The following is a 20,146-nucleotide window of genomic DNA, read 5'->3' on the forward strand; positions in this document are numbered from 1 at the left end:
GGGACTTCAATCAGTCCGGAATGACATCGGGAGCTGGTTGCGGTGCAGGTGCCGTCAGGGACGTGATCTTGATCAACAGGCCCAGGTGGCCGTTATCGAGAAAGTTCAGCTGGCCATTTTTGGTGTGGCTCTGCTGTTGCAGGCGTTCGCTGGTGGTGACCAGGCCATTGCTGCCGAATTGATTGACCCAGAAGTCGGCGTTGACGTCGGTAAAGCGCCCCAGTTTAAGGTCCAGCGTGCCTTCGATCGGAAAGTGGCCGTATTGCTCCCGGCCATCGCTGATCGCCACTTTGCTCCCCGTTTCGTCGATGTACTGCTGCCAGGCCTTGTGCAGCAGGACGGTGTAGTCAGCGCTGGCGCTGAGTTTTTCCACGTCGGCGTTGAGGGCTGGCGTGCGCAGGCTGTCAGCACCGACCGGCTGCGCGCCTGCGGCCCAATCTTCGGGTGCGGCGGGGCTGGCAACGGCCGGTACGGCGTTCTGGCGAACCAGGATCATTTCAACCTGATACAGGTCGGCGGCAAATGCGGTGGGGGCGAGCAGCGTCATCAGCAAGGTCAGTGAGCGAAACAGGCGCATGGGGCGTCCTTCAAGCAGTTTTCGGGATGAGGTGCTCAAGCAGCGCCTCTACAGTATTAAAGCGCTCTTCCGCACGCTCCATGGGCACCATGAACTTGAACAGGGTCGCGCCTTCGAACTTGTAGCGTTTGGGCTGGCCCTGGATCAGTTTGATCAGCGTCAATGGGTCGACCGGCGTTTGCGCGCTGAACTCGATGCGGCCGCCTTGCGGGCCGCCGTCGACTTTCTTGATGCCCAGCTTCTCGGCCTGCAATTTCAGGGCGGTGATCCGCACCAGGTTCTTGGTCGGTTCCGGCAGCAGGCCAAAGCGGTCGATCATCTCCACTTGCAGGTCCTTGAGGCCATCCTCGTCGGTGGCCGAGGCAATGCGTTTGTAGAGGATCAGGCGGGCATGCACGTCCGGCAGGTAGTCCTCGGGAATCAGTGCCGGCAAGCGCAGGTTGATTTCCGGTCCGCCACCGAGCGGTTGATCGAGGTTCGGTTGTTCGCCCTTGCGGATCGATTTCACTGCGCGCTCGAGCATTTCCATGTACAGGGTGAAGCCCACCGCCTGGATCTGCCCGCTCTGGCCGTCACCCAGCAGTTCGCCGGCGCCACGGATTTCCAGGTCGTTGGTGGCGAGCACGAAGCCCGCGCCGAGGTCCTGGGTGTTGGCGATGGCTTCCAGGCGCTTTTCCGCGTCCGGGGTGATTTGCTGGCGCGGTGGCGTGAGCAGGTAGGCGTAGGCCTGGTGGTGACTGCGACCGACCCGGCCGCGCAACTGGTGCAACTGCGCCAGGCCGAACTTGTCGGCACGCTCGATGATGATGGTGTTGGCGCTCGGCACGTCGATGCCGGTCTCGATGATGGTCGAGGCGATCAGCACGTTGAAGCGCTTGTGATAGAAGTCGCTCATCACCTGTTCGAGCTCGCGTTCGCGCATCTGCCCGTGGCCGATGGCGATCCGCGCCTCGGGTACCAGTTCGGCGAGGTCGGCGGCACACTTCTCGATGGTTTTCACATCGTTGTGCAGGTAGTAGACCTGGCCACCCCGCAGCAGCTCACGCAGCAGGGCCTCCTTGACCGTGCTCTTGTTCTGCTCCATGACGAAGGTGCGCACCGACAGGCGGCGGGCCGGTGGCGTGGCGATGATCGACAGGTCGCGCATGCCCGACACCGCCATGTTCAGCGTGCGCGGAATCGGCGTGGCCGTCAGGGTCAGGATGTCGACTTCGCTGCGCAGGGCCTTGAGCTGCTCTTTCTGGCGGACACCGAAGCGGTGTTCTTCGTCGATGATCACCAGGCCGAGGTTTTTGATCTTCACGTCGTCTTGCAGCAGCTTGTGGGTGCCGATGACGATGTCGATCTTGCCTTCGGCCAGATCCGCCACTGCGGCATTCACTTCCTTGGTCGACTTGAAGCGACTCATCACTTCCACAGTCACCGGCCAGTCGGCAAAGCGGTCGCGGAAGCTGTTGTAGTGCTGCTGGGCGAGCAGGGTGGTGGGCACCAGGATCGCCACTTGGCGACCGCCGTGCACGGCAATGAAGGCTGCGCGCATCGCCACTTCGGTCTTGCCGAAGCCGACGTCGCCGCAGACCAGGCGGTCCATCGGCCTGGGCGCGAGCATGTCTTCGCGCACCGCTTCGATGGTGGTTTGCTGGTCCGGCGTTTCTTCGAACGGGAAGCCGGCGCTGAACGTGGCGTAGTCGGCCTTCGGGTCGGCGAAGGCATAGCCTTCGCGAGCGGCGCGGCGGGCATAGATATCGAGCAGCTCGGCGGCCACGTCGCGCACTTGTTCGGCGGCCTTGCGCTTGGCCTTCTGCCAGATCTCGGAGCCCAGGCGGTGCAGTGGCGCCAGGGCATCATCGCTGCCGGTGTAGCGGGCGATCAAATGCAGGTTGGCCACCGGCACGTACAGCTTGGCGCCCTCGGCGTATTCGAGGGTCAGGAACTCGGCGGCCTGGTTTTCGATTTCCAGGGTCGCCAGGCCCAGGTAGCGGCCAACGCCGTGATCGATATGCACCACCGGCGCGCCTTCGCGCAGTTCGGTGAGGTTCTTGATCACTGCATCGTTGTTGGCATCGGCGCGTTTCTCGCGACGGCGACGCTGCATCACGCGCTGACCGAACAGCGGGCTTTCGGCAACCAGCGCCAGGGCTGGATCGTCCAGCAGCAGGCCTTCGTCCAATGGCGCGATGGTGATGGCCAGGCGTTCCTTGCCGGCGACGAAGTCCGGCCAGCTGTCGACGGTCTTCGGCCGCAGCTTCAGGCGTTCCAGCAACTCCAGCAGGACTTCGCGGCGACCGGCCGACTCGGCGGTAAACAGCACGCGCCCGGAGAACCCCTCGAGGAAGTTCGCCAGTGCTTCCAGCGGCTGATTGGCCTTGGCCTCGATGGCCAGGTTCGGCAGCGGCCGGGCCGGGAAGCGTTCACGACCGGTACTGGTGTCGACGTCCTGCTGGCTGGCGACCACTCGCGGCCAGTTCTTGAGACGGGCAAAGCAGTCTTCCACCGGCAGGAACAGTTCGGCGGGTGGCAATAAAGGACGGGACGGATCGATGCGGCGCTCTTCATAGCGGTTGCGCACGTCGTTCCAGAAGTTCTCGGCCGCCTGCTCGATGCCGGGCAAGGAGAACACCTGGGTGTCCTGGGGCAGGTAGTCGAACAGTGTCGAGGTTTCGTCGAAGAACAACGGCAGGTAGTACTCGATGCCGGCAGGCGTGATCCCGCTGCTCAGGTCCTGGAAGATCGGGCAGCGCCGGAAGTCGACATCGAAGCGCTCGCGGAAACGCGCCTTGAAGCGGGTCACCGCATCCTTTTGCAACGGAAACTCGCGCGCTGGCAGCAGCTTGACCGAATCGACTTTGTCGATGGAGCGTTGGTTCTCCGGGTCGAAGGTGCGCAGGGTTTCGATTTCGTCATCGAACAGGTCGATGCGATAGGGTAGCTTGCTGCCCATCGGAAACAGGTCGATCAGCGAGCCGCGCACCGTGAACTCGCCGTGCTCGTACACGGTATCGACATAGCGATAGCCGGTGGCCTCAAGGCGTGTGCGCATGAGCTCGACGTCGAGCTTCTGGCCAATGTCCAGCACCAGGCTGCTGCCGAGCAGGAATTTGGTCGGCGCCAGGCGATGCAGGGCGGTGGTGATCGGCACAACCAGAACGCCGTGACTCAGCTCGGGCAACCGATAGAGGCTGGCGATGCGCTGGGAGATGATGTCCTGGTGGGGCGAAAAAAGATCGTAAGGAAGTGTTTCCCAGTCCGGGAAATGCAGTACCGGCAAATCGGGGGCGAAGAAACTCAGCTCCTGTTCCAGCCGTTCAGCGCTTTGGCTGTCGGCCGTCAGTAGCAGGGTGAAACGCTTGGCAGCGCTGGCGGCCTCGGCAATGGCCAGGCTCAGGGCGGCACCGGGCAGGTTGCCCCAGTGCTGTTTACCTGCCGCGGCAGGGAGAAGCGGTAGACGCAGAACGGGCACGGAAGGTTGAGCTCCAAGCGTTGCGACAAAGTCGTCAATTGTAGCGGCCTCGGGTGCCGGCTGTCAGTTGCAGACTGTGTCTATCTACACGGGTTGCGAAAAATGTAGTGGTAATGACAAAAACGGCGGGTGTTTTGCCGGATATGTAGTGCCGAAACGGGGGTGTGTTACGGAGGGTTACAGACATGGCTGCGCTGTCGTCGATTATTTGACGGCGCTGAAAGCCCCGGTTTTACTGGGCTGGCGCAGGGCGTGTTTTTTTTGCAAGAGATTTTGTTACTGCTCGAACGACAGGCGCGCATTGCTACACGAGTCACTCGGCGGCATAATGTAGCCCCTTTTTTCTGCCCCTACATGTGGAAGGTTCCCGTGACTCAGAAGCCCGACCAGTGTCTTGGTGAATGGATCGACCGTGAAGCACTCGCAGAAGCGATGATTCCGCTTATCGGTCAGCTCTACCGCAATAACAACGTGGTGAGCTCGATCTATGGCCGCAGCCTGATCAATCGTTCAGTCATTGCGATTCTCAAAGCTCACCGCTTTGCTCGTCACCGTCAGTCCGACGAAAGCGAGCTGTCCGTCCACGAAACATTCCCGCTGCTCAAGGCGATGAGCGAGCTCAAGCTCGGCGCCGCTTCGGTAGACCTGGGCAAGCTGGCGGCCAAATTCAAGGCCGAAGGCAATGGCCGTACTGCCGAGCAGTTCGTCCGTGACGAGATGGCCGACGTGGTTGGCCAGCAGAACGCTTCCGCCCGCAAAGGCACCGACGTTGTCCTGTACGGCTTCGGTCGTATCGGCCGTCTGCTGGCACGCATCCTGATCGAGAAAACCGGTGGTGGCGATGGCCTGCGTCTGCGCGCCATCGTTGTCCGCAAGGGCGCCGAGAACGATCTGGTCAAGCGCGCCAGCCTGCTGCGTCGCGACTCGGTTCATGGTCCGTTCGATGGCACCATCACCATTGATGAAGCCAACAACACCATCACCGCCAACGGCAACCTGATCCAGGTTATCTACGCCAAGGGCCCGAGCGAAGTCGACTACACCCAGTACGGCATCGAAAACGCCCTGATCGTCGACAACACCGGTGTATGGCGTGACGCTGACGGCCTGAGCCAGCACCTGGCTTGCCCGGGCGCTGCCCGCGTGATCCTCACCGCACCTGGCAAAGGCGCGCTGAAGAACATCGTGCATGGCATCAACCATGGCGATATCACCCCTGACGACAAGATCATCTCGGCGGCTTCCTGCACCACCAACGCCATCGTGCCGGTGCTCAAGGCTGTCAACGACAAGTACGGCATCGTCAATGGCCACGTCGAAACCGTTCACTCGTTCACCAACGACCAGAACCTGATCGACAACTTCCACAAGGGCAGCCGTCGTGGCCGCTCCGCGCCGCTGAACATGGTGATCACCGAGACGGGTGCTGCCACCGCAGCCGCCAAGGCGCTGCCAGTGCTCAAGGGCAAGCTGACCGGCAACGCGATTCGCGTTCCTACGCCAAACGTGTCGATGGCTATCCTGAACCTGAACCTGGAAAAGGCTACCACTCGCGAAGAGATCAACGAGTACCTGCGCCAGATGGCCATGCACTCGGATCTGCACAAGCAGATCGACTACGTCAGCTCCCAGGAAGTGGTTTCCACCGACTTCGTTGGCTCGCGCCACGCTGGTGTTGTCGACGCTGAAGCAACCATCACCCAAGACAACCGCGTTGTTCTGTACGTTTGGTACGACAACGAATTCGGTTACAGCTGCCAGGTGGTTCGCGTGATGGAAGACATGGCCGGTGTAAACCCGCCAGCATTCCCGCGCTAAGCCTTAGCCGCACATGAAGACGCCCCGACAATGTCGGGGCGTTTTTGTTTGTGCGGTCTACCATTCAACATGAATCTCAGGGGGAGCAGGATTTGTCGAGCAGGCAGCTAGGGGGTCTGTTGATTCTGATTGGCATCTTGTCCGGTTGCGGCAATGGCGACACTCAGGAAAGCTTCGGTGGCCCGATCATGGGTAGCCGCTACGCAATCCAGTATGTTCGCCATCCGGGGATGTCGGGGCCGGTCGAGGTGCAGCAGCAGGTCGAGGCGATTCTCGCCGACGTCGACCGGCAAATGTCGACCTACCGCAGTGACTCGGACATCGAGCGCTTCAACAATTTACCCGCCAACCATTGTCAGGCAATGCCTGCGTCGATCCTCGACCTGGTTCGCGTTGGCGAGCAATTGTCTTCGCAGAGCGAGGGCGCATTCGACTTGACGGTGGAGCCGCTGCTCAATCTCTGGGGGTTTGGCCCACAAGCCCGCGAGGAAAAGGTCCCGACCGCCGAAGCGCTCGCCGAGGCGCGGCAGCGAGTCGGTCATGGGCACCTGCGCATCGATGGCGATCAGTTGTGCAAGGACGCTGCGGTCGAGGTCGACTTCAACAGCATCGCCGCCGGTTACGCGGTGGATCGCATCGCGGCACAACTCGAAGCGGCCGGCATTCAAAACTACCTGGTGCAAGTCACCGGCGAACTCAAGGCGGTCGGCAAGAAGCTCGATGGCTCGCCGTGGCGCATTGCCCTGGAAGAGCCTCGGGATGACAAGCAAGTGGCCGAGCGGATCATCGCCATCGACGGTTACGGTGTGTCGACGTCCGGTGACTACCGCAACTATTTCGAGCAGGACGGGCGCCGCTACTCCCACACCTTCGATGCCCGTACCGGCAGGCCGGTCTTGCATGACCTGGCGTCGGTGACGGTGATTCATCCTCAGGCGTTGATGGCCGATGGCTTGTCGACGCTGTTGCTGATTCTGGGGCCCGAGCGCGGCCGGGATTACGCGGAAAAAAACCAGATCGCAGCATTTTTTGTGATGCGTACCGATACCGGCTTCGTCACATCTACCAGTCAGGCTTTTGATCGCCTGAACTCCGGAAAAACCCAGTGAACACGGCCCCGATCGTAAGGATTGCTGGCGTTGTAGTGCAGGCAAAACTAGCCTACGACGCTACCAAGGGTTAATGTGCGCGGCGTTGACGCTGCTATAGACTGTTCCCGGGTTTTCGACTGACCCCAAATTGTTCCTTCATGCCGCGCCGTCGGCATGATTTAGCCGCGGGTGCCAACGGGGTGCCGCGGCCTGTTCTGAGGAGTACGCATGGCTGTCTACAACTACGACGTGGTGGTGTTGGGTTCCGGCCCGGCGGGAGAAGGCGCGGCAATGAACGCCGCCAAGGCAGGACGCAAGGTGGCGATGGTTGACAGTCGTCGCCAGGTCGGCGGCAACTGCACTCACCTGGGCACCATCCCGTCCAAGGCATTGCGTCACTCAGTCCGGCAGATCATGCAGTTCAACACCAACCCGATGTTCCGGGCCATTGGTGAGCCGCGCTGGTTCTCGTTCCCGGACGTACTCAAGAGCGCCGAGAAGGTCATTTCCAAGCAAGTCGCCTCGCGCACCGGTTACTACGCGCGCAATCGGATTGACGTGTTCTTCGGCACCGGCAGTTTTGCTGACGAGCAAACCATCGAAGTGGTCTGCGCCAACGGCGTGGTCGAAAAACTGGTGGCCAAGCACATCATCATCGCCACTGGCTCGCGCCCGTACCGCCCGGCCGATATCGATTTCCACCACCCGCGTATCTACGATAGCGATACCATCCTCAGCCTCGGCCACACCCCGCGCAAACTCATCGTTTACGGCGCCGGTGTGATCGGTTGCGAATACGCCTCGATCTTCAGTGGCCTGGGTGTGCTGGTTGAGCTGGTGGACAATCGTGGCCAGTTGCTGAGCTTCCTGGACTCGGAAATCTCCCAGGCCCTGAGCTACCACTTCAGCAACAACAACATCACTGTGCGCCATAACGAGGATTACGATCACGTTGAAGGCGTGGACAACGGTGTGATCCTGCATCTCAAGTCTGGCAAGAAGATCAAGGCCGACGCCTTGCTCTGGTGCAACGGCCGTACCGGCAACACCGACCAGCTAGGCCTGGAAAACATCGGGGTGAAGGTCAACAGCCGTGGCCAGATCGAAGTCGACGAGAACTATCGCACCTGCATCCAGAATATCTATGGTGCCGGTGATGTGATCGGCTGGCCGAGCCTGGCCAGTGCGGCCCATGACCAGGGTCGTTCGGCCGCTGGCAGCATCGTCGACAACGGCAGCTGGCGCTTCGTCAACGACGTGCCGACCGGGATCTACACCATTCCGGAGATCAGCTCGATCGGCAAGAACGAGCAGGAGCTGACCCAGGCCAAGGTGCCGTACGAAGTCGGCAAGGCGTTCTTCAAGAGCATGGCGCGTGCGCAGATCGCCGGTGAGCCGCAAGGCATGCTGAAGATCCTGTTCCATCGCGAGACCCTGGAAGTGCTGGGCGTGCACTGCTTCGGTTATCAGGCATCGGAGATCGTGCACATCGGCCAGGCGATCATGAACCAGCCGGGCGATCAGAACACCCTGAAGTACTTCGTCAACACCACGTTCAACTACCCGACCATGGCCGAAGCCTATCGGGTAGCGGCATACGACGGCCTCAACCGGCTTTTTTGAGCGGCTCCGGCCGGTGGCCTGAGCCGGCCGGGGAGACCGATTTCAGCAATTCTCGAGGGTGGCAGTGGCCAAACCGGGAAAGTCTGTAATCAGGCTGTCAACGCCGAAATCAGCGAGCCTGCGCATCAGCGCGGGTTCGTTGACTGTCCACACCGACACATGCAGCCCCTGGCGCTGCGCCTTCTCCAGGCGTTCCGGCGTACACAGGGTCCAGTTCAGCGCCAGCATCTCACAGCCATAACCCTGCGCGACCTTCAGCGGGTCGAGCCAGGCGTATTCGGCCACCAGTCCACGCGACACATCCGGTACCAGGTCCAGTGCGGCCTTGAGCACTTCCCGTGAGCTCGAGGTGATCGTCACCTTGTCGAGCAGGCCGAAACGCTGCGCCATTTCGCGAATCGCCAGTACCGTGGTGGCGGCGCGGGTGCGTGAGGCGCTTTTGACTTCCAGTTGCCAGTGCTCGAAATCGCATTGCTCGAACAGCGTCTCCAGCGTCGGGATCGGGCAGGGCTTGATCCAGCCCGGGCCGCCCTTGCGTGCGTCGTAGGTCACCAGCTCTGCCGCCGTATGCTCGACCACCTTGCCGCGACGGTCGGTGGTGCGCTTGAGTGTCGGGTCGTGGATGACCATCAACTCGCCGTCCATGGACAGGTGCAGGTCCAGTTCGCAGCGGCGCACGCCGTGCTTGAGGCATTGCTGGAAACTGCTCAGGGTGTTTTCCGGTGCTTCGCCTTTGGCGCCGCGGTGGCCATAGATGAGGGTCACGGTTCTTCCTTAATTAATTGCCGGATTCGGTGTGCTCGCGTGCCAGGCGCCGTTCTTGGGCCTGTCGCTGCAAGATATAGCGGGCCAGCAATTGTCGCTGGGCATCGGTCAGGTATTGGAACTCGGTGCCGATTGCGAACGTGCCGAAACTCTCCGGTTCACAGTGAGTGACCTTGGCTCGCAACAACAGGCCCAGCGCTTGCGGCATCAACAACAGCTTGATCGCCAGATAGCTGCCGGCCGGGTAGGGGAGGTGGTGCTCGAACTCGATACCGCCTTCCGACAGCACCACGCGCTGCGGCTCATCGAACTTGCCGAGCACGGTTTGGGCGACCACCTGACTGAGCAGGTCGATGCGTTTGTTCAGCACTTTCAGGTACGCCGCAGTGTTTCGGTCGCGCTCAGTGATCTGGCGCAGCAGGTGCTGCGACTCGAATTCGCTCAGGTGCAGTTCGCTGAGCAGATTGAACAGCGGGGAAGCATCCTGCAACACTTCCTGGCCTGCGGCTTCGGGGCCGGACAGGGGCTGAATTTCCAGTGCGATCATGTCCTCGATACGGTAGTATTCGCGGCGATCTTCTTCATCTAATGTCGACATGGCGAACCCATGGTAGCGGCGGTGGTCTGAGTGTAAAGCTGGTTATCGACCCCCGCCACAAGGACGTTCCTTTTCCCTCCGAACAAGCCCCGACATGTTCAGACCACTCTTCGTATTTATCGGCACGCGTTATACCCGTGCAAAGCGTCGCAATCATTTTGTGTCATTCATTTCCCTGACTTCGATGATCGGGCTCGCCCTTGGCGTGGTCGTGATGATCGTGGTGCTGTCGGTCATGAACGGCTTCGATCATGAGATGCGCACCCGCGTGCTGGGCATGGTGCCCCATGCGACCATCGAGTCCGGTGAAGCCATCAACGACTGGCAAGGCCTGGCCGCCAAGGTCAAGCAGAACCCGCAGGTGCTGGCCGTTGCGCCGTTCACCCAGATGCAGGGATTGCTGACCAACAACGGCCAGGTCTCCAAGGTGTTGCTCAATGGCATTGATCCTGCGCTGGAGCGGCAGGTGTCGATCATCGACAACTTCATGCAGCAGGGCAAACTCGACGACCTGTCCCCGGGCAGCTTCGGCATCGTGATCGGTGACAAGGCCGCGGCCAAGCTGGGCGTGGGTGTCGGCGACAAGCTGACCTTCGTCGCCCCCGAGGTCACCGTGACGCCGGCCGGGATGTTCCCGCGCATGAAGCGCTTTACCGTGGTCGGGATCTTCCATGTCGGCGCCGGCGAGATCGACGGCTACCTGGGGGTCACCAACCTGCAGGACCTGTCGAAACTGCATCGCTGGAAGCCGGACCAGATCCAGGGCTTGCGCCTGAAGTTCGACGACCTGTTCCAGGCGCCGCGCACGGCGTGGAGCATCGCCCAGCAGTTGGGTGACGACCGTTTCTATGCCCGTGACTGGACCCGCACCCACGGCAACCTCTATCAGGCGATCCGCATGGAAAAAGCCATGATCGGCCTGTTGTTGCTGCTGATCGTTGCCGTGGCGGCGTTCAACATCATTTCCACGCTGGTGATGGTGGTCAATGACAAGAAGGGCGACATCGCGATCCTGCGTACCCTGGGCTCCACGCCGGGGCGGATCATGGCGATCTTCATGGTCCAGGGCACGGTGATCGGCGTGGTCGGCACGGCGATCGGCGCGGTGGTCGGCATGTTTGCCGCGCTGAATGTCAGCGCCGCGATCGCCGCCCTCGAGAGCCTGATCGGGCACAAATTCCTTAACGCTGACGTGTACTTCATCGACTACCTGCCTTCGCAGTTGCAAGCCCAGGATGTGTTGATGGTCTGCGGCGCGGCGTTGGTCCTGAGTTTCCTCGCCACCCTGTATCCAGCCTGGCGTGCTGCGCGCACCCAGCCGGCGGAGGCGCTACGTTATGAGTGAGTCGGGCATGAGTGATAAAGCAATCTTGAGTTGCCGCAACCTGGGCAAGTCCTACGAGGAAGGCCCGGAGTCGGTGGTGGTGCTGAACGGTTTGCAACTGGAACTGCATCCGGGCGAACGCGCAGCGATCGTGGGCACTTCGGGGTCGGGCAAGAGTACCTTGCTCAACCTGCTGGGCGGTCTCGACACGCCAACCGAGGGCAGCGTCTGGCTGGCCGGCGAAGAGCTGTCGGCGCTGAACGAGAAGAAACGTGGCCTGTTGCGCAACCGCTCCCTGGGCTTCGTCTACCAGTTCCACCACTTGCTGCCTGAGTTCACCGCCCTGGAAAACGTCTGCATGCCGCTGTTGATCGGCCGCACCGCGATCCCGGAGGCCCGTCAGCGCGCCACGGCGTTGCTGGAGCGGGTAGGCCTGAGCCATCGCCTGGAGCACAAGCCGGCCGAACTGTCCGGTGGCGAGCGTCAGCGCGTGGCCATCGCCCGTGCCCTGGTGAACAACCCCGGGTTGGTGATGCTCGACGAACCCACCGGCAACCTCGACTCCCACACGGCCCAGGGCATCCAGGACTTGATGCTGGAGCTCAGCACCTCGATGCGCACGGCGTTCCTGGTGGTGACCCACGACATGAACCTGGCGCGCCAGATGGACCGCGTCCTGCACTTGCAGGAAGGTTTTCTGACGCCCATCTGATGGGTTGAAACCCGGTGCCTGAAGCGGCACCGGGTCTTTTATATTTATACGGTGCCCCAGCGAATGTTCAGACCGTTATCGATCTTTATCGGCACGCGCTATACCCGCGCCAAGCGCCGCAATCGCTTTGTTTCGTTTATCTCGATGACCTCGATGATCGGTCTCGCCCTGGGCGTTCTGGCGATGATCGTGGTGTTGTCGGTGATGAACGGCTTCCAGCGTGAAATGAGTTCGCGCATCCTCGGCATGGTGCCCCACGCCACTATCGTCGGGGTCAAGCCGATCGACGATTGGCAGCCGGTGGCAGCGGCCGCGATGAAAAACCCGGAAGTGACCGCCGCCGTACCGTTCACCGAAATGGAAGGCATGCTGTCCTACAAAGGGTCGATGCAGCCGATCCAGATCAGTGGCATTGATCCGGCCCAGGAAGGCAAGGTGTCCATCGTGGCCCAGCACATCGTGCAGGGGCGTCTGGATGCCTTGAAGCCTGGCGAGTTCGGCGTGGTGCTGGGTGAAATCACCGCACGGCGCTTTCGCTTGAACGTCGGTGACAGGATCACCCTGATCGTGCCGGAGGTCAGCACCGCACCGGGCGGGATCACACCGCGCATGCAGCGGTTGAACGTGGTGGGGGTGTTCAAGGTCGGTGCCGAGCTGGATGGTTCGATGGCGCTGATCCATGTCGCCGACGCCGCGCAGATGCAGCGCTGGGAGCCGAATCAGGTGCAGAGCGTGCGCCTGGCGGTGAAAGACCTGTATGCCGCGCCCAAGGTGTCGAGTGATATCGCGGCAAGCCTGGGCAGCGCCTACAAGGCCGATGACTGGACCCATACCCAGGGCAGCCTGTTCAGCGCGATGAAAATGGAAAAGACCATGATCGGCCTGTTGCTGCTGATGATCGTGGCCGTGGCGGCGTTCAACATCATCGCCACCCTGATCATGGTGGTGAACGACAAGGGCGCGGACATTGCGATCCTGCGCACCATCGGCGCCACACCGCGGCAGATCATGGCGATCTTCATGGTGCAGGGCACGGTGATCGGCGTCGTCGGCACGCTGATCGGCGGCGTCCTCGGGGTGCTCGCGGCGCTGAACGTGAGTGCGCTGGTGGGCTGGGTGGAGCGGGTGAGCGGCCAGCACATCTTCAGTTCCGACGTGTATTTCGTCAGCAACCTGCCCTCGGAGTTGCAGGGCGCCGATGTGCTGCTGATCTGCTCGGCCGGTTTCATCCTGAGCTTCCTGGCCACCCTTTACCCGGCCTGGCGTGCGGCGAAGACCGAACCGGCGAACGCGTTGCGGTATTCGTAAGCTCCCTGTGGATGTTGTGTGTGGGTTCAGTCCTGGTGCGAGGCGTCGAACACACACACACCTTGTGGCGAGCGAGCTTGCTCGCGCTGGGCTGCACGGCAGCCCCGAGACCCGTCGCCGAGTGTTATCTGAAAGACTGCAATCGTCTTGTCGGGGCCGCTTCGCAGCCCAGCGGGAGCAAGCTCCCTCGCCACGCGGACAGTGTTCACCGCGGGTTGAGCTGCGTTACTGCCAACGCGTTGCGTTATTCGTAAGCTCCCTGTGGATGTTGTGTGTGGGTTCAGTCCCGGTGCGAAGCGCCGAACACACACACACACACCTTGTGGCGAGCTCGCTCGCGCTGGGCTGCACGGCAGCCCCGAGACCAGTCGCCGAGTGTTATCTGAAAGACTGCAATCGTCTTGTCGGGGCCGCTTCGCAGCCCGGCGGGAGCAAGCTTCCTCGCCACGCGGACAGTGTTCACAGCGGGTTGAGCTGCGTTACTGCCAACGCGTTGCGTTATTCGTAAGCTCCCTGTGGATGTTGTGTGTGGGTTCAGTCCTGGTGCGAGGCGTCGAACACACACACACACCTTGTGGCGAGCGAGCTTGCTCGCGCTGGGCTGCACGGCAGCCCCGAGACCCGTCGCCGAGTGTTATCTGAAAGACTGCAATCGTCTTGTCGGGGCCGCTTCGCAGCCCGGCGGGAGCAAGCTCCCTCGCCACGGAGGCAGCGTTCCTCTCCTGGGGGCGTCAGTCCCCCTTCGGCAACTCCATCACAAACCGCGTCCAGCCTGGGCCTGATTCGCAACGAATCGTCCCGCCATGGGCGCGGATGATCGACTGGGTAATCGCCAGTCCCAGCCCTGCATGTTCACTGCTGCCTTCACGGCGCGCCGGGTCGGCGCGATAGAAACGGTCGAACAGGCGCGGCAACAAGGCTTCGGGAATGCCTTCCCCGGAGTTTTCGATACTCAGCTGCAATCCTTTGTCGCCATCGACAATCCGTACCTCAACCGCGCCCTGTGGCGGGGTAAAGCGCAGCGCGTTGTCCAGCAGGTTGGAGAGGGCGCGGCGCAGCATGCTGCGGTCGCCACTGATGGGCGCGTCACCCTGGCGGGTCAACCGGACCTGCGCGTCTTCGGCCAGCGGCGCGTAATACTCCAGCAGCAGGTCCGCCTCTTCGCCCAGTTGCAGCGGTTCACGCTTGGGCATCAACAAGCCGTGGTCGGCCTTGGCCAGGTACAGCATGTCATTGACCAGTTGCGCCATCCATTGCAGTTCTTCGAGGTTGCTGTGCAGGGCTTCGCGATAGTCTTCCAGGTCCCGGGGGCGGGTCAGGGTGACCTGGGTGTGGGTCAGCAGGTTCGACAGCGGCGTGCGTAGCTCATGGGCAATATCGGCGGAAAACGCCGACAGTCGCTGGAACGAATCATCGAGCCTGCCGAGCATGGCGTTGAACGTGTGGGCCAGTTCCGCGAGCTCGGCGGGCATCTGGTCTTCAGGCAGGCGCTGGGTCAGGGAGCTGGCGGAGACGCCGGCGGCGACTTCACTCATGCGCCGCAACGGCCGCAGCCCGCTGCGCGCGGCCCAGGCGCCGAGCAGTGCAGTGGCCAGCGCGCAGAGGCTCACCGTCAGCCAGATCAAGTGCTGCATGCGTTGCAGGAAGTGCTGATGGTGGGTGATGTCGAGTAGCAGCGTCAGTTGTGCGGAGTCGGGCTGTTCTGGCTGCAGCGGCGCGCTGTAGACCCGGTAGGCCGTGCCCGCGCTTTGCACGGTATGGAGGCCGGGCAGGGCGGGCAGGTCGGTGGGCAGGTTCGGGCTGCTGTCGAACCATAGGCCGCCGTCGGCGCCGCGCACGCGCAACGCCAGGTCGGTCTGGTGGCTCATCTCATCCTGTAATTGTGTTTTGCGCTCGGCAAACAGTACGGGATCGTCGGCGCCCTGCAATGCACTGCGCAGGGCGATCAGCTTGCCGTCGAGCAGTTGCTGGTCGAGTTCAATGAAGTGTGCTTCGCTGGCGCGGCTGAACAGTACGCCGGCAAACAGCGAAACCACCGCGGTGCAGGCGGCAAACAGCAGGGCCAGGCGCGTGCCCAGGGACAGGCGGCGCATCAGGTCGCACGCTCTTCAAGCACATAGCCCATGCCGCGCACGGTATGAATCAACTTGTTCGGGAAGTCATCGTCGATCTTCAAGCGCAGGCGCCGGATCGCCACTTCAATCACGTTGGTGTCGCTGTCGAAATTCATGTCCCAGACCTGGGACGCGATCAGCGATTTGGGCAGCACTTCGCCCTGGCGGCGCAGGAGCATTTCAAGGAGGGCGAACTCCTTGGCAGTCAGGTCGATACGCTGGCCGTTGCGCTCGACCCGGCGGCGAATCAGGTCCAGGCGCAAGTCGGCCAGTTGCAGGCTGGTTTCCTGCGGCGTGGCGCTGCCGCGACGCAACAGGCTGCGCACCCGGGCCAACAGTTCGGAGAAGGCAAAGGGTTTGACCAGGTAATCGTCGGCGCCCAGTTCCAGGCCGTGGACGCGGTCTTCCACCGCATCCCGCGCGGTGAGGAACAGCACCGGAATCTCCAGGCCAGCGCTGCGCACGGCTTGCAGGATCTGCCAGCCATCGCGGCCGGGCAGCATCACGTCGAGAATCAGCAACGAGTAATCGCCGGTCAGGGCCAAATGCTGGCCGGTATTGCCATCGGCCACCAGTTCGGCGTTGAAGCCGGCCTCGGCCAGGCCCTGGCGCAAGTAGTGGCCGGTTTTCGGTTGGTCTTCGACGATCAGCAGTTTCATGGGCGACTCGAGTGGGATGGCACGGGTGCGTTATACCGTGGCGGGCGGTCGAACAGCCCAACCTTACAAAGTTGTAATCTGATTGTCAGCTGGCTGGCAGCGGCGGGACACTAGAGTTTCCCACAGGCTGAACCTCATCTTGTTGGAGTGTGATCATGTTTTTGCGTAATCGACTGGTACTGGCTGGCTGCTTGCTGGTGTTGAGTTTTCCGGTATTTGCCGCGCCGGCACAGACCTACGGGTTCGGCGCGCCGGCCCCGGCGGCGAAGGCCACGCGCACCGTTGAAATCGTCATGGGCGATATGTCGTTCAACCCCAAGGCCCTGCAGATCAAGGCGGGCGAGACCGTGCGTTTTGTGCTGATCAATAAAGGCCAGTTGCTGCACGAGTTCAACCTGGGCGACGTGACCATGCATACCCAGCATCAGGCCGAAATGCTGAAAATGCAGCAAAGCGGCATGCTCACCCCGACCGCGATGAAGACCGCCGCAGCGCCGATGGATCACGCCGCCATGGGCCATGGCTCGATGGCCGGCATGGACCATGGCGCGATGAAGCATGACGACCCAAACAGCGTGTTGGTAGAGCCGGGCAAAACCGCCGAGCTGACCTGGACCTTCAGCAAGGCCGGCAGCCTGGAATTTGCCTGCAATATCCCCAGCCATTATCAGGCCGGTATGGTCGGCAAACTGACGGTCAGTCAGTAAGCACTCAAAGGCGGGAGCAAAGGCTGATAGAATCGGCTGATTCTTCAGTCAGGTTTCCGCCATGCATCCCGCAGCCGAACACTCGCCGCTGGGCAAGTCCAGCGAATACATCGCCACCTACACGCCGTCCTTGCTGTTCCCGATCCCGCGCACCGCGAAATGGGCCGAGCTGGGCCTGACGGCCGACACCCTGCCGTACAAGGGCGTGGATTTCTGGAACTGCTTTGAACTGTCCTGGCTGCTGCCATCGGGCAAGCCGGTGGTGGCCATCGGCGAGTTCAGTATTCCGGCGGATTCGCCGAATATCATTGAGTCCAAGTCCTTCAAGCTGTACCTGAACTCGTTGAACCAAACACCGTTCGTCGACACCCAGACACTGCAAGCCACATTGGCGACCGACCTGTCGGCCGCCGCCGGCAAGCCGGTGGGCGTGCGCATTCGTAGTCTGGACGAGGTGCAGGCCGAGGGTGTCGTGGCCTTGCCGGGCGTGTGCATCGACGACCTGGACATCAGCGTCAGCAACTACGAGCACCCGCGCCCGGAACTGCTGCGTTGCGATGCTTCGCGCATCGTTGAAGAGAGCGTGCACAGCCATCTGCTCAAATCCAACTGCCCGGTCACCAGCCAGCCAGACTGGGGCAGCGTGGCGGTGGAGTACCGTGGCGCGGCACTGGATCACGCCAGCCTGTTGGCCTATCTGGTGAGCTTCCGCCAGCACTCGGATTTCCACGAGCAGTGCGTGGAGCGGATCTTCCTTGACCTGCAGCGCCTGTTGAAGCCGGAAAAACTCACGGTGTATGCGCGTTATGTGCGCCGTGGCGGGCTGGACATCAACCCGTACCGCAGTACCGAGGACGTGCAGTTGCCCAATCACCGACTGGTTCGTCAATAACGCCCTCGCCACGGGCGAGCGCGAGTAGTGAGTGCGGTTCCGGCAAGCAGAGGCGACGAACACCTGGCCTGTGGCGAGCGAGCTTGCTCGCGCTGGGCTGCGTAGCAGCCCCTTGAACAGTCGTCGAAGTCTTGCTGAAAGGGTGCAATCATCTGGTCAGGGCGCGTCAGCGCGAGCATGCCTGCTCGCCATGCGGGAGCTGCGGTGTTGGCTCAGTCGCGCGCAGTGCGCTAAAAACGAAAAAGCCCCACCATCGCTGGCGGGGCTTTTTTGCATGCGTCGGGGTCAGATCCCCATGTTGCCCAGGGTCTGCACAATGTTGCGCAAGGTCGCGGCCAGCGCCGGGTGGTCGAGTTCGAAGCGTTCTACGGCCAGGTTCACACCATCGGACAGGCTGCTGTCCTGCGTGGCGCTTTCCAGTTTGATCTGCGCTTCGATTTTCTGCATCAGTTCCAGCAGGTGGTCGCGTTCTTCCTGCGTGAGCGGCGGGTTCTGCTCCAGTTGCTCGCGCAGGGTAGTGAGTTGTTCTTGCAGTTCGCGGGCAGGCATGACGTCTTTCCTTTTATCGATAGGCACTGGCATAGACCGCAAGGGTGGATCAAAGGTCTACGTCTGGCCTTTAGATTAATCCACTGGCGGTCGAAGTGCATGATCTTGATCAACAATGACCGATCAGGGCTTCTCGCCCTTGCGTCGACGCAGGCCGATGTCCGACAGGCAGGTGTCGAGTTCGCCCAGGTGATCGATGACCGAGTGCACGCCCAGGCCGAACAGTTGCAGGGTCGCCTTGCCACGCTTGAGTTCGCGTTCCTGCTGGCTCAGGGCATGCCATTCATTCGGCGCCAGTCCGCACAGTGAGCCGCAGGACGCCAAGCCGATGGTCCAGAGTCCGGCATTGAGGCCCGATTGCAGCAGGCGCGGTTCACCGCTGACCAGTACGCAACCGTCCAGGCGATCGATATTGAGCGTCATCAGGGCTTGCCAGCAGGCATCGGGAGCGGGCCACTGGCCGACACTCGGGGTGCGCGGGCTGGCAGTGATCCAGTCTGGCAGCGAGGCGGCCAGTGCCTGGCTTTGTCTGGGAGGCAACTCCTCGAGCCAGGCACAGGGAATGCCTTGCAGTTGCAGGGAGAGCAGCGCTTGCTCGGCCCCTGGTGTTGGCAGTGCGTGCCGGGTGCAGTCGGCGCCGTCGTGTCGGGTGCGGGCGCCGAAATCCACCAGGCAGCCGCTCAGGCCGAAGAGTACGGCGGTGGGGTGGGGGATGGGGTGTGGGACTGTCTGAACGCGGGGCATTATTACATCCCTGAAATAATCAGAGAGGTTAAGGCAGCAGAGTGACAGTTGAGTGACAAAAAAGGCTCTGATTATAGGCTGATGAGTTGTAGGGGATTTCCCTGAGTGCGGGCATCCGTCTTATACTAGGCGGCTTATTGCCTGGGTTTTGCGACCCGGGCCAGTACCAACCACGGAGTTTGCGTCTATGCGCTGGAGCAATTGCCTGGCTCGAGTATGTGTGTTTGCCGGCGTTTTGCTGGTCCCGTTCGCTGCCCAGGCGGCCACCGAAGAAGACCCTTGGGAAAGCATCAACCGCCCCATCTACACCTTCAACGATGTGCTGGATACCTATGCCCTCAAGCCTCTGGCACAGGGTTACCAATTCATCACGCCGCAGTTCCTTGAAGACGGCATTCACAATATGTACCGCAACATCGGTGACGTCGGCAACCTGGCCAACGACATCCTGCAGGCCAAGCCACATGCCGCGGGTGTCGACACCGCGCGCCTGATGCTCAACACCACCCTGGGCCTGGCCGGCTTTTTCGATGTGGGCACCAAGATGGGCCTGCAGCGCAACGACGAAGACTTCGGCCAGACCCTCGGCTACTGGGGCACGCCCAGCGGTCCTTACGTGATGCTGCCGTTCTTCGGTCCGAGCACACTGCGTGATGCGCCGTCCAAGTACATCGACGGCTATGCCCAGCCTTACCGCTACATGAACGACATTCCGGCGCGCAACATGGCGATCGGCATGGACGTTATCGACACCCGCGCCAGCCTGTTGTCGAGCGAGAAGCTGATCAGCGGCGACAAGTACGTGTTCATTCGTAATGCCTACCTGCAAAACCGCGAATTCAAGGTCAAGGATGGCCAGGTTGAAGACGATTTCTGAATCGACTCCGGCATGACAGGAAGGCGGCCAGATGGCCGCCTTCTTTGTCTGGATCGTCGTTTGATTCGGCGTGGTGTCGTCGCCATTACCCCACTTGAATCACGCCACCTCGGTATCGGCCTTCCAGGCGCTGTTGCCTCCGCATCCATCCGCATGCGGCTGAAATCGCGCTTTTAACGGTAGTCACGATCGGTTTGGCCCACGGGTACGATCCTTCCATTGTGTCGCGGATTTAACCGTTCTTATAACTCCTGGTGATTTGCGACGCAAAGACGCCGGATGACCATCGGCGCAAGCTTGAAACACCTCGCGGATGGGAGTACCGTCT

17 protein-coding genes are annotated in these 20,146 nt (G+C 61.7%); 9 read left to right on the plus strand and 8 right to left on the minus strand.

What is annotated here, in order from left to right:
* Window positions 1-10 precede the first annotated feature (10 nt).
* Together AC3WQN_RS07250 and mfd are read right to left on the minus strand one after the other, a co-directional pair.
* Window positions 11-577, minus strand: a complete 567-nt coding sequence (locus AC3WQN_RS07250) for a CsiV family protein (RefSeq protein WP_103400209.1) — start codon at window positions 575-577, stop codon at window positions 11-13.
* A 10-nt stretch (window positions 578-587) separates the two neighbouring features.
* Window positions 588-4,037, minus strand: a complete 3,450-nt coding sequence (gene mfd / locus AC3WQN_RS07255) for a transcription-repair coupling factor (RefSeq protein WP_103400210.1) — start codon at window positions 4,035-4,037, stop codon at window positions 588-590.
* Between the two features lie 354 nt (window positions 4,038-4,391).
* On the opposite strand from mfd, the gene AC3WQN_RS07260 reads away from it, so the two are divergent.
* The 3 genes from AC3WQN_RS07260 (at window position 4,392) to sthA (ending at window position 8,569) form a co-directional block, all read left to right on the plus strand.
* Window positions 4,392-5,855 (plus strand): glyceraldehyde-3-phosphate dehydrogenase, encoded by a 1,464-nt coding sequence (locus tag AC3WQN_RS07260; protein WP_095082285.1) that lies wholly within the window; start codon window positions 4,392-4,394, stop codon window positions 5,853-5,855.
* Window positions 5,856-5,977: 122 nt separating this feature from the next.
* On the plus strand, window positions 5,978-6,964 hold the full coding sequence (locus AC3WQN_RS07265) for an FAD:protein FMN transferase (RefSeq protein WP_103400229.1): 987 nt from the start codon (window positions 5,978-5,980) through the stop codon (window positions 6,962-6,964).
* 210 nt (window positions 6,965-7,174) lie between these two features.
* Window positions 7,175-8,569 carry a Si-specific NAD(P)(+) transhydrogenase gene (sthA, locus tag AC3WQN_RS07270; protein WP_103400211.1) on the plus strand — a complete coding sequence of 465 codons (1,395 nt, stop codon included), beginning with the start codon at window positions 7,175-7,177 and terminating at the stop codon, window positions 8,567-8,569.
* A 42-nt stretch (window positions 8,570-8,611) separates the two neighbouring features.
* Here sthA and AC3WQN_RS07275 read toward each other — a convergent pair whose 3' ends face one another.
* Both AC3WQN_RS07275 and AC3WQN_RS07280 read right to left on the minus strand, forming a co-directional pair.
* Window positions 8,612-9,334: a glycerophosphodiester phosphodiesterase gene (locus tag AC3WQN_RS07275; RefSeq protein ID WP_095082289.1), complete on the minus strand. Its 723-nt coding sequence runs from the start codon at window positions 9,332-9,334 to the stop codon at window positions 8,612-8,614.
* Between the two features lie 13 nt (window positions 9,335-9,347).
* Window positions 9,348-9,932 (minus strand): PilZ domain-containing protein, encoded by a 585-nt coding sequence (locus AC3WQN_RS07280; RefSeq protein WP_103400212.1) that lies wholly within the window; start codon window positions 9,930-9,932, stop codon window positions 9,348-9,350.
* 94 nt (window positions 9,933-10,026) lie between these two features.
* Between AC3WQN_RS07280 and AC3WQN_RS07285 the strand changes: the two genes are divergently transcribed.
* The 3 genes from AC3WQN_RS07285 to AC3WQN_RS07295 all read left to right on the plus strand — a co-directional run bounded on the left by AC3WQN_RS07285 (window position 10,027) and on the right by AC3WQN_RS07295 (window position 13,276).
* Window positions 10,027-11,277 carry a lipoprotein-releasing ABC transporter permease subunit gene (locus AC3WQN_RS07285; protein ID WP_103400213.1) on the plus strand — a complete coding sequence of 417 codons (1,251 nt, stop codon included), beginning with the start codon at window positions 10,027-10,029 and terminating at the stop codon, window positions 11,275-11,277.
* A 7-nt stretch (window positions 11,278-11,284) separates the two neighbouring features.
* Window positions 11,285-11,968, plus strand: coding sequence for a lipoprotein-releasing ABC transporter ATP-binding protein LolD (gene lolD / locus AC3WQN_RS07290; protein WP_176465248.1), 684 nt, complete (start codon window positions 11,285-11,287; stop codon window positions 11,966-11,968).
* Between the two features lie 63 nt (window positions 11,969-12,031).
* Window positions 12,032-13,276, plus strand: a complete 1,245-nt coding sequence (locus AC3WQN_RS07295; RefSeq protein WP_103400214.1) for a lipoprotein-releasing ABC transporter permease subunit — start codon at window positions 12,032-12,034, stop codon at window positions 13,274-13,276.
* 731 nt (window positions 13,277-14,007) lie between these two features.
* Here the strand turns inward: AC3WQN_RS07295 and AC3WQN_RS07300 are convergent.
* Window positions 14,008-15,369, minus strand: a complete 1,362-nt coding sequence (locus tag AC3WQN_RS07300) for a heavy metal sensor histidine kinase (RefSeq protein ID WP_103400216.1) — start codon at window positions 15,367-15,369, stop codon at window positions 14,008-14,010.
* Window positions 15,369-16,049, minus strand: a complete 681-nt coding sequence (locus tag AC3WQN_RS07305; protein ID WP_103400217.1) for a heavy metal response regulator transcription factor — start codon at window positions 16,047-16,049, stop codon at window positions 15,369-15,371. Before AC3WQN_RS07305 ends, AC3WQN_RS07300 begins: the two co-directional genes overlap by 1 nt.
* Window positions 16,050-16,204: 155 nt before the next feature.
* On the opposite strand from AC3WQN_RS07305, the gene copI reads away from it, so the two are divergent.
* Both copI and queF read left to right on the plus strand, forming a co-directional pair.
* Entirely contained in the window at window positions 16,205-16,756 is a 552-nt protein-coding gene (gene copI, locus AC3WQN_RS07310; RefSeq protein WP_103400218.1) for a copper-resistant cuproprotein CopI, read from the plus strand.
* Between the two features lie 61 nt (window positions 16,757-16,817).
* Complete coding sequence (queF, locus tag AC3WQN_RS07315; protein ID WP_095148099.1) at window positions 16,818-17,648, plus strand: NADPH-dependent 7-cyano-7-deazaguanine reductase QueF; 831 nt, start codon at window positions 16,818-16,820, stop codon at window positions 17,646-17,648.
* A 285-nt stretch (window positions 17,649-17,933) separates the two neighbouring features.
* Here queF and AC3WQN_RS07320 read toward each other — a convergent pair whose 3' ends face one another.
* A complete protein-coding gene (locus AC3WQN_RS07320) occupies window positions 17,934-18,197 on the minus strand; it encodes a DUF4404 family protein (RefSeq protein ID WP_095082301.1) in 264 nt (87 codons plus the stop codon).
* Window positions 18,198-18,320: 123 nt separating this feature from the next.
* On the minus strand, window positions 18,321-18,941 hold the full coding sequence (gene pcrP / locus AC3WQN_RS07325; protein WP_103400219.1) for an HAD superfamily inactivated hydrolase PcrP: 621 nt from the start codon (window positions 18,939-18,941) through the stop codon (window positions 18,321-18,323).
* 187 nt (window positions 18,942-19,128) lie between these two features.
* Here pcrP and AC3WQN_RS07330 point away from each other — a divergent pair, with 187 nt between their 5' ends.
* On the plus strand, window positions 19,129-19,818 hold the full coding sequence (locus AC3WQN_RS07330) for an MlaA family lipoprotein (protein ID WP_095148100.1): 690 nt from the start codon (window positions 19,129-19,131) through the stop codon (window positions 19,816-19,818).
* Window positions 19,819-20,146 lie beyond the last annotated feature (328 nt).

The organism is Pseudomonas sp. FW300-N1A1, assembly GCF_058789115.1.

Bases quoted from the DNA above. Each gene is read 5' to 3' on its own strand.
- AC3WQN_RS07330 (WP_095148100.1), top strand. From the start codon at position 19,129: ATGCGCTGGAGCAATTGCCTGGCTCGAGTATGTGTGTTTGCCGGCGTT.
- copI (WP_103400218.1), top strand. From the start codon at position 16,205: ATGTTTTTGCGTAATCGACTGGTACTGGCTGGCTGCTTGCTGGTGTTG.
- pcrP (WP_103400219.1), bottom strand. From the start codon at position 18,941: ATGCCCCGCGTTCAGACAGTCCCACACCCCATCCCCCACCCCACCGCC.
- AC3WQN_RS07280 (WP_103400212.1), bottom strand. From the start codon at position 9,932: ATGTCGACATTAGATGAAGAAGATCGCCGCGAATACTACCGTATCGAG.
- AC3WQN_RS07300 (WP_103400216.1), bottom strand. From the start codon at position 15,369: ATGCGCCGCCTGTCCCTGGGCACGCGCCTGGCCCTGCTGTTTGCCGCC.
- AC3WQN_RS07320 (WP_095082301.1), bottom strand. From the start codon at position 18,197: ATGCCTGCCCGCGAACTGCAAGAACAACTCACTACCCTGCGCGAGCAA.
- AC3WQN_RS07285 (WP_103400213.1), top strand. From the start codon at position 10,027: ATGTTCAGACCACTCTTCGTATTTATCGGCACGCGTTATACCCGTGCA.
- AC3WQN_RS07260 (WP_095082285.1), top strand. From the start codon at position 4,392: ATGTGGAAGGTTCCCGTGACTCAGAAGCCCGACCAGTGTCTTGGTGAA.
- sthA (WP_103400211.1), top strand. From the start codon at position 7,175: ATGGCTGTCTACAACTACGACGTGGTGGTGTTGGGTTCCGGCCCGGCG.
- lolD (WP_176465248.1), top strand. From the start codon at position 11,285: ATGAGTGATAAAGCAATCTTGAGTTGCCGCAACCTGGGCAAGTCCTAC.
- AC3WQN_RS07305 (WP_103400217.1), bottom strand. From the start codon at position 16,049: ATGAAACTGCTGATCGTCGAAGACCAACCGAAAACCGGCCACTACTTG.
- AC3WQN_RS07295 (WP_103400214.1), top strand. From the start codon at position 12,032: ATGTTCAGACCGTTATCGATCTTTATCGGCACGCGCTATACCCGCGCC.
- queF (WP_095148099.1), top strand. From the start codon at position 16,818: ATGCATCCCGCAGCCGAACACTCGCCGCTGGGCAAGTCCAGCGAATAC.
- AC3WQN_RS07250 (WP_103400209.1), bottom strand. From the start codon at position 577: ATGCGCCTGTTTCGCTCACTGACCTTGCTGATGACGCTGCTCGCCCCC.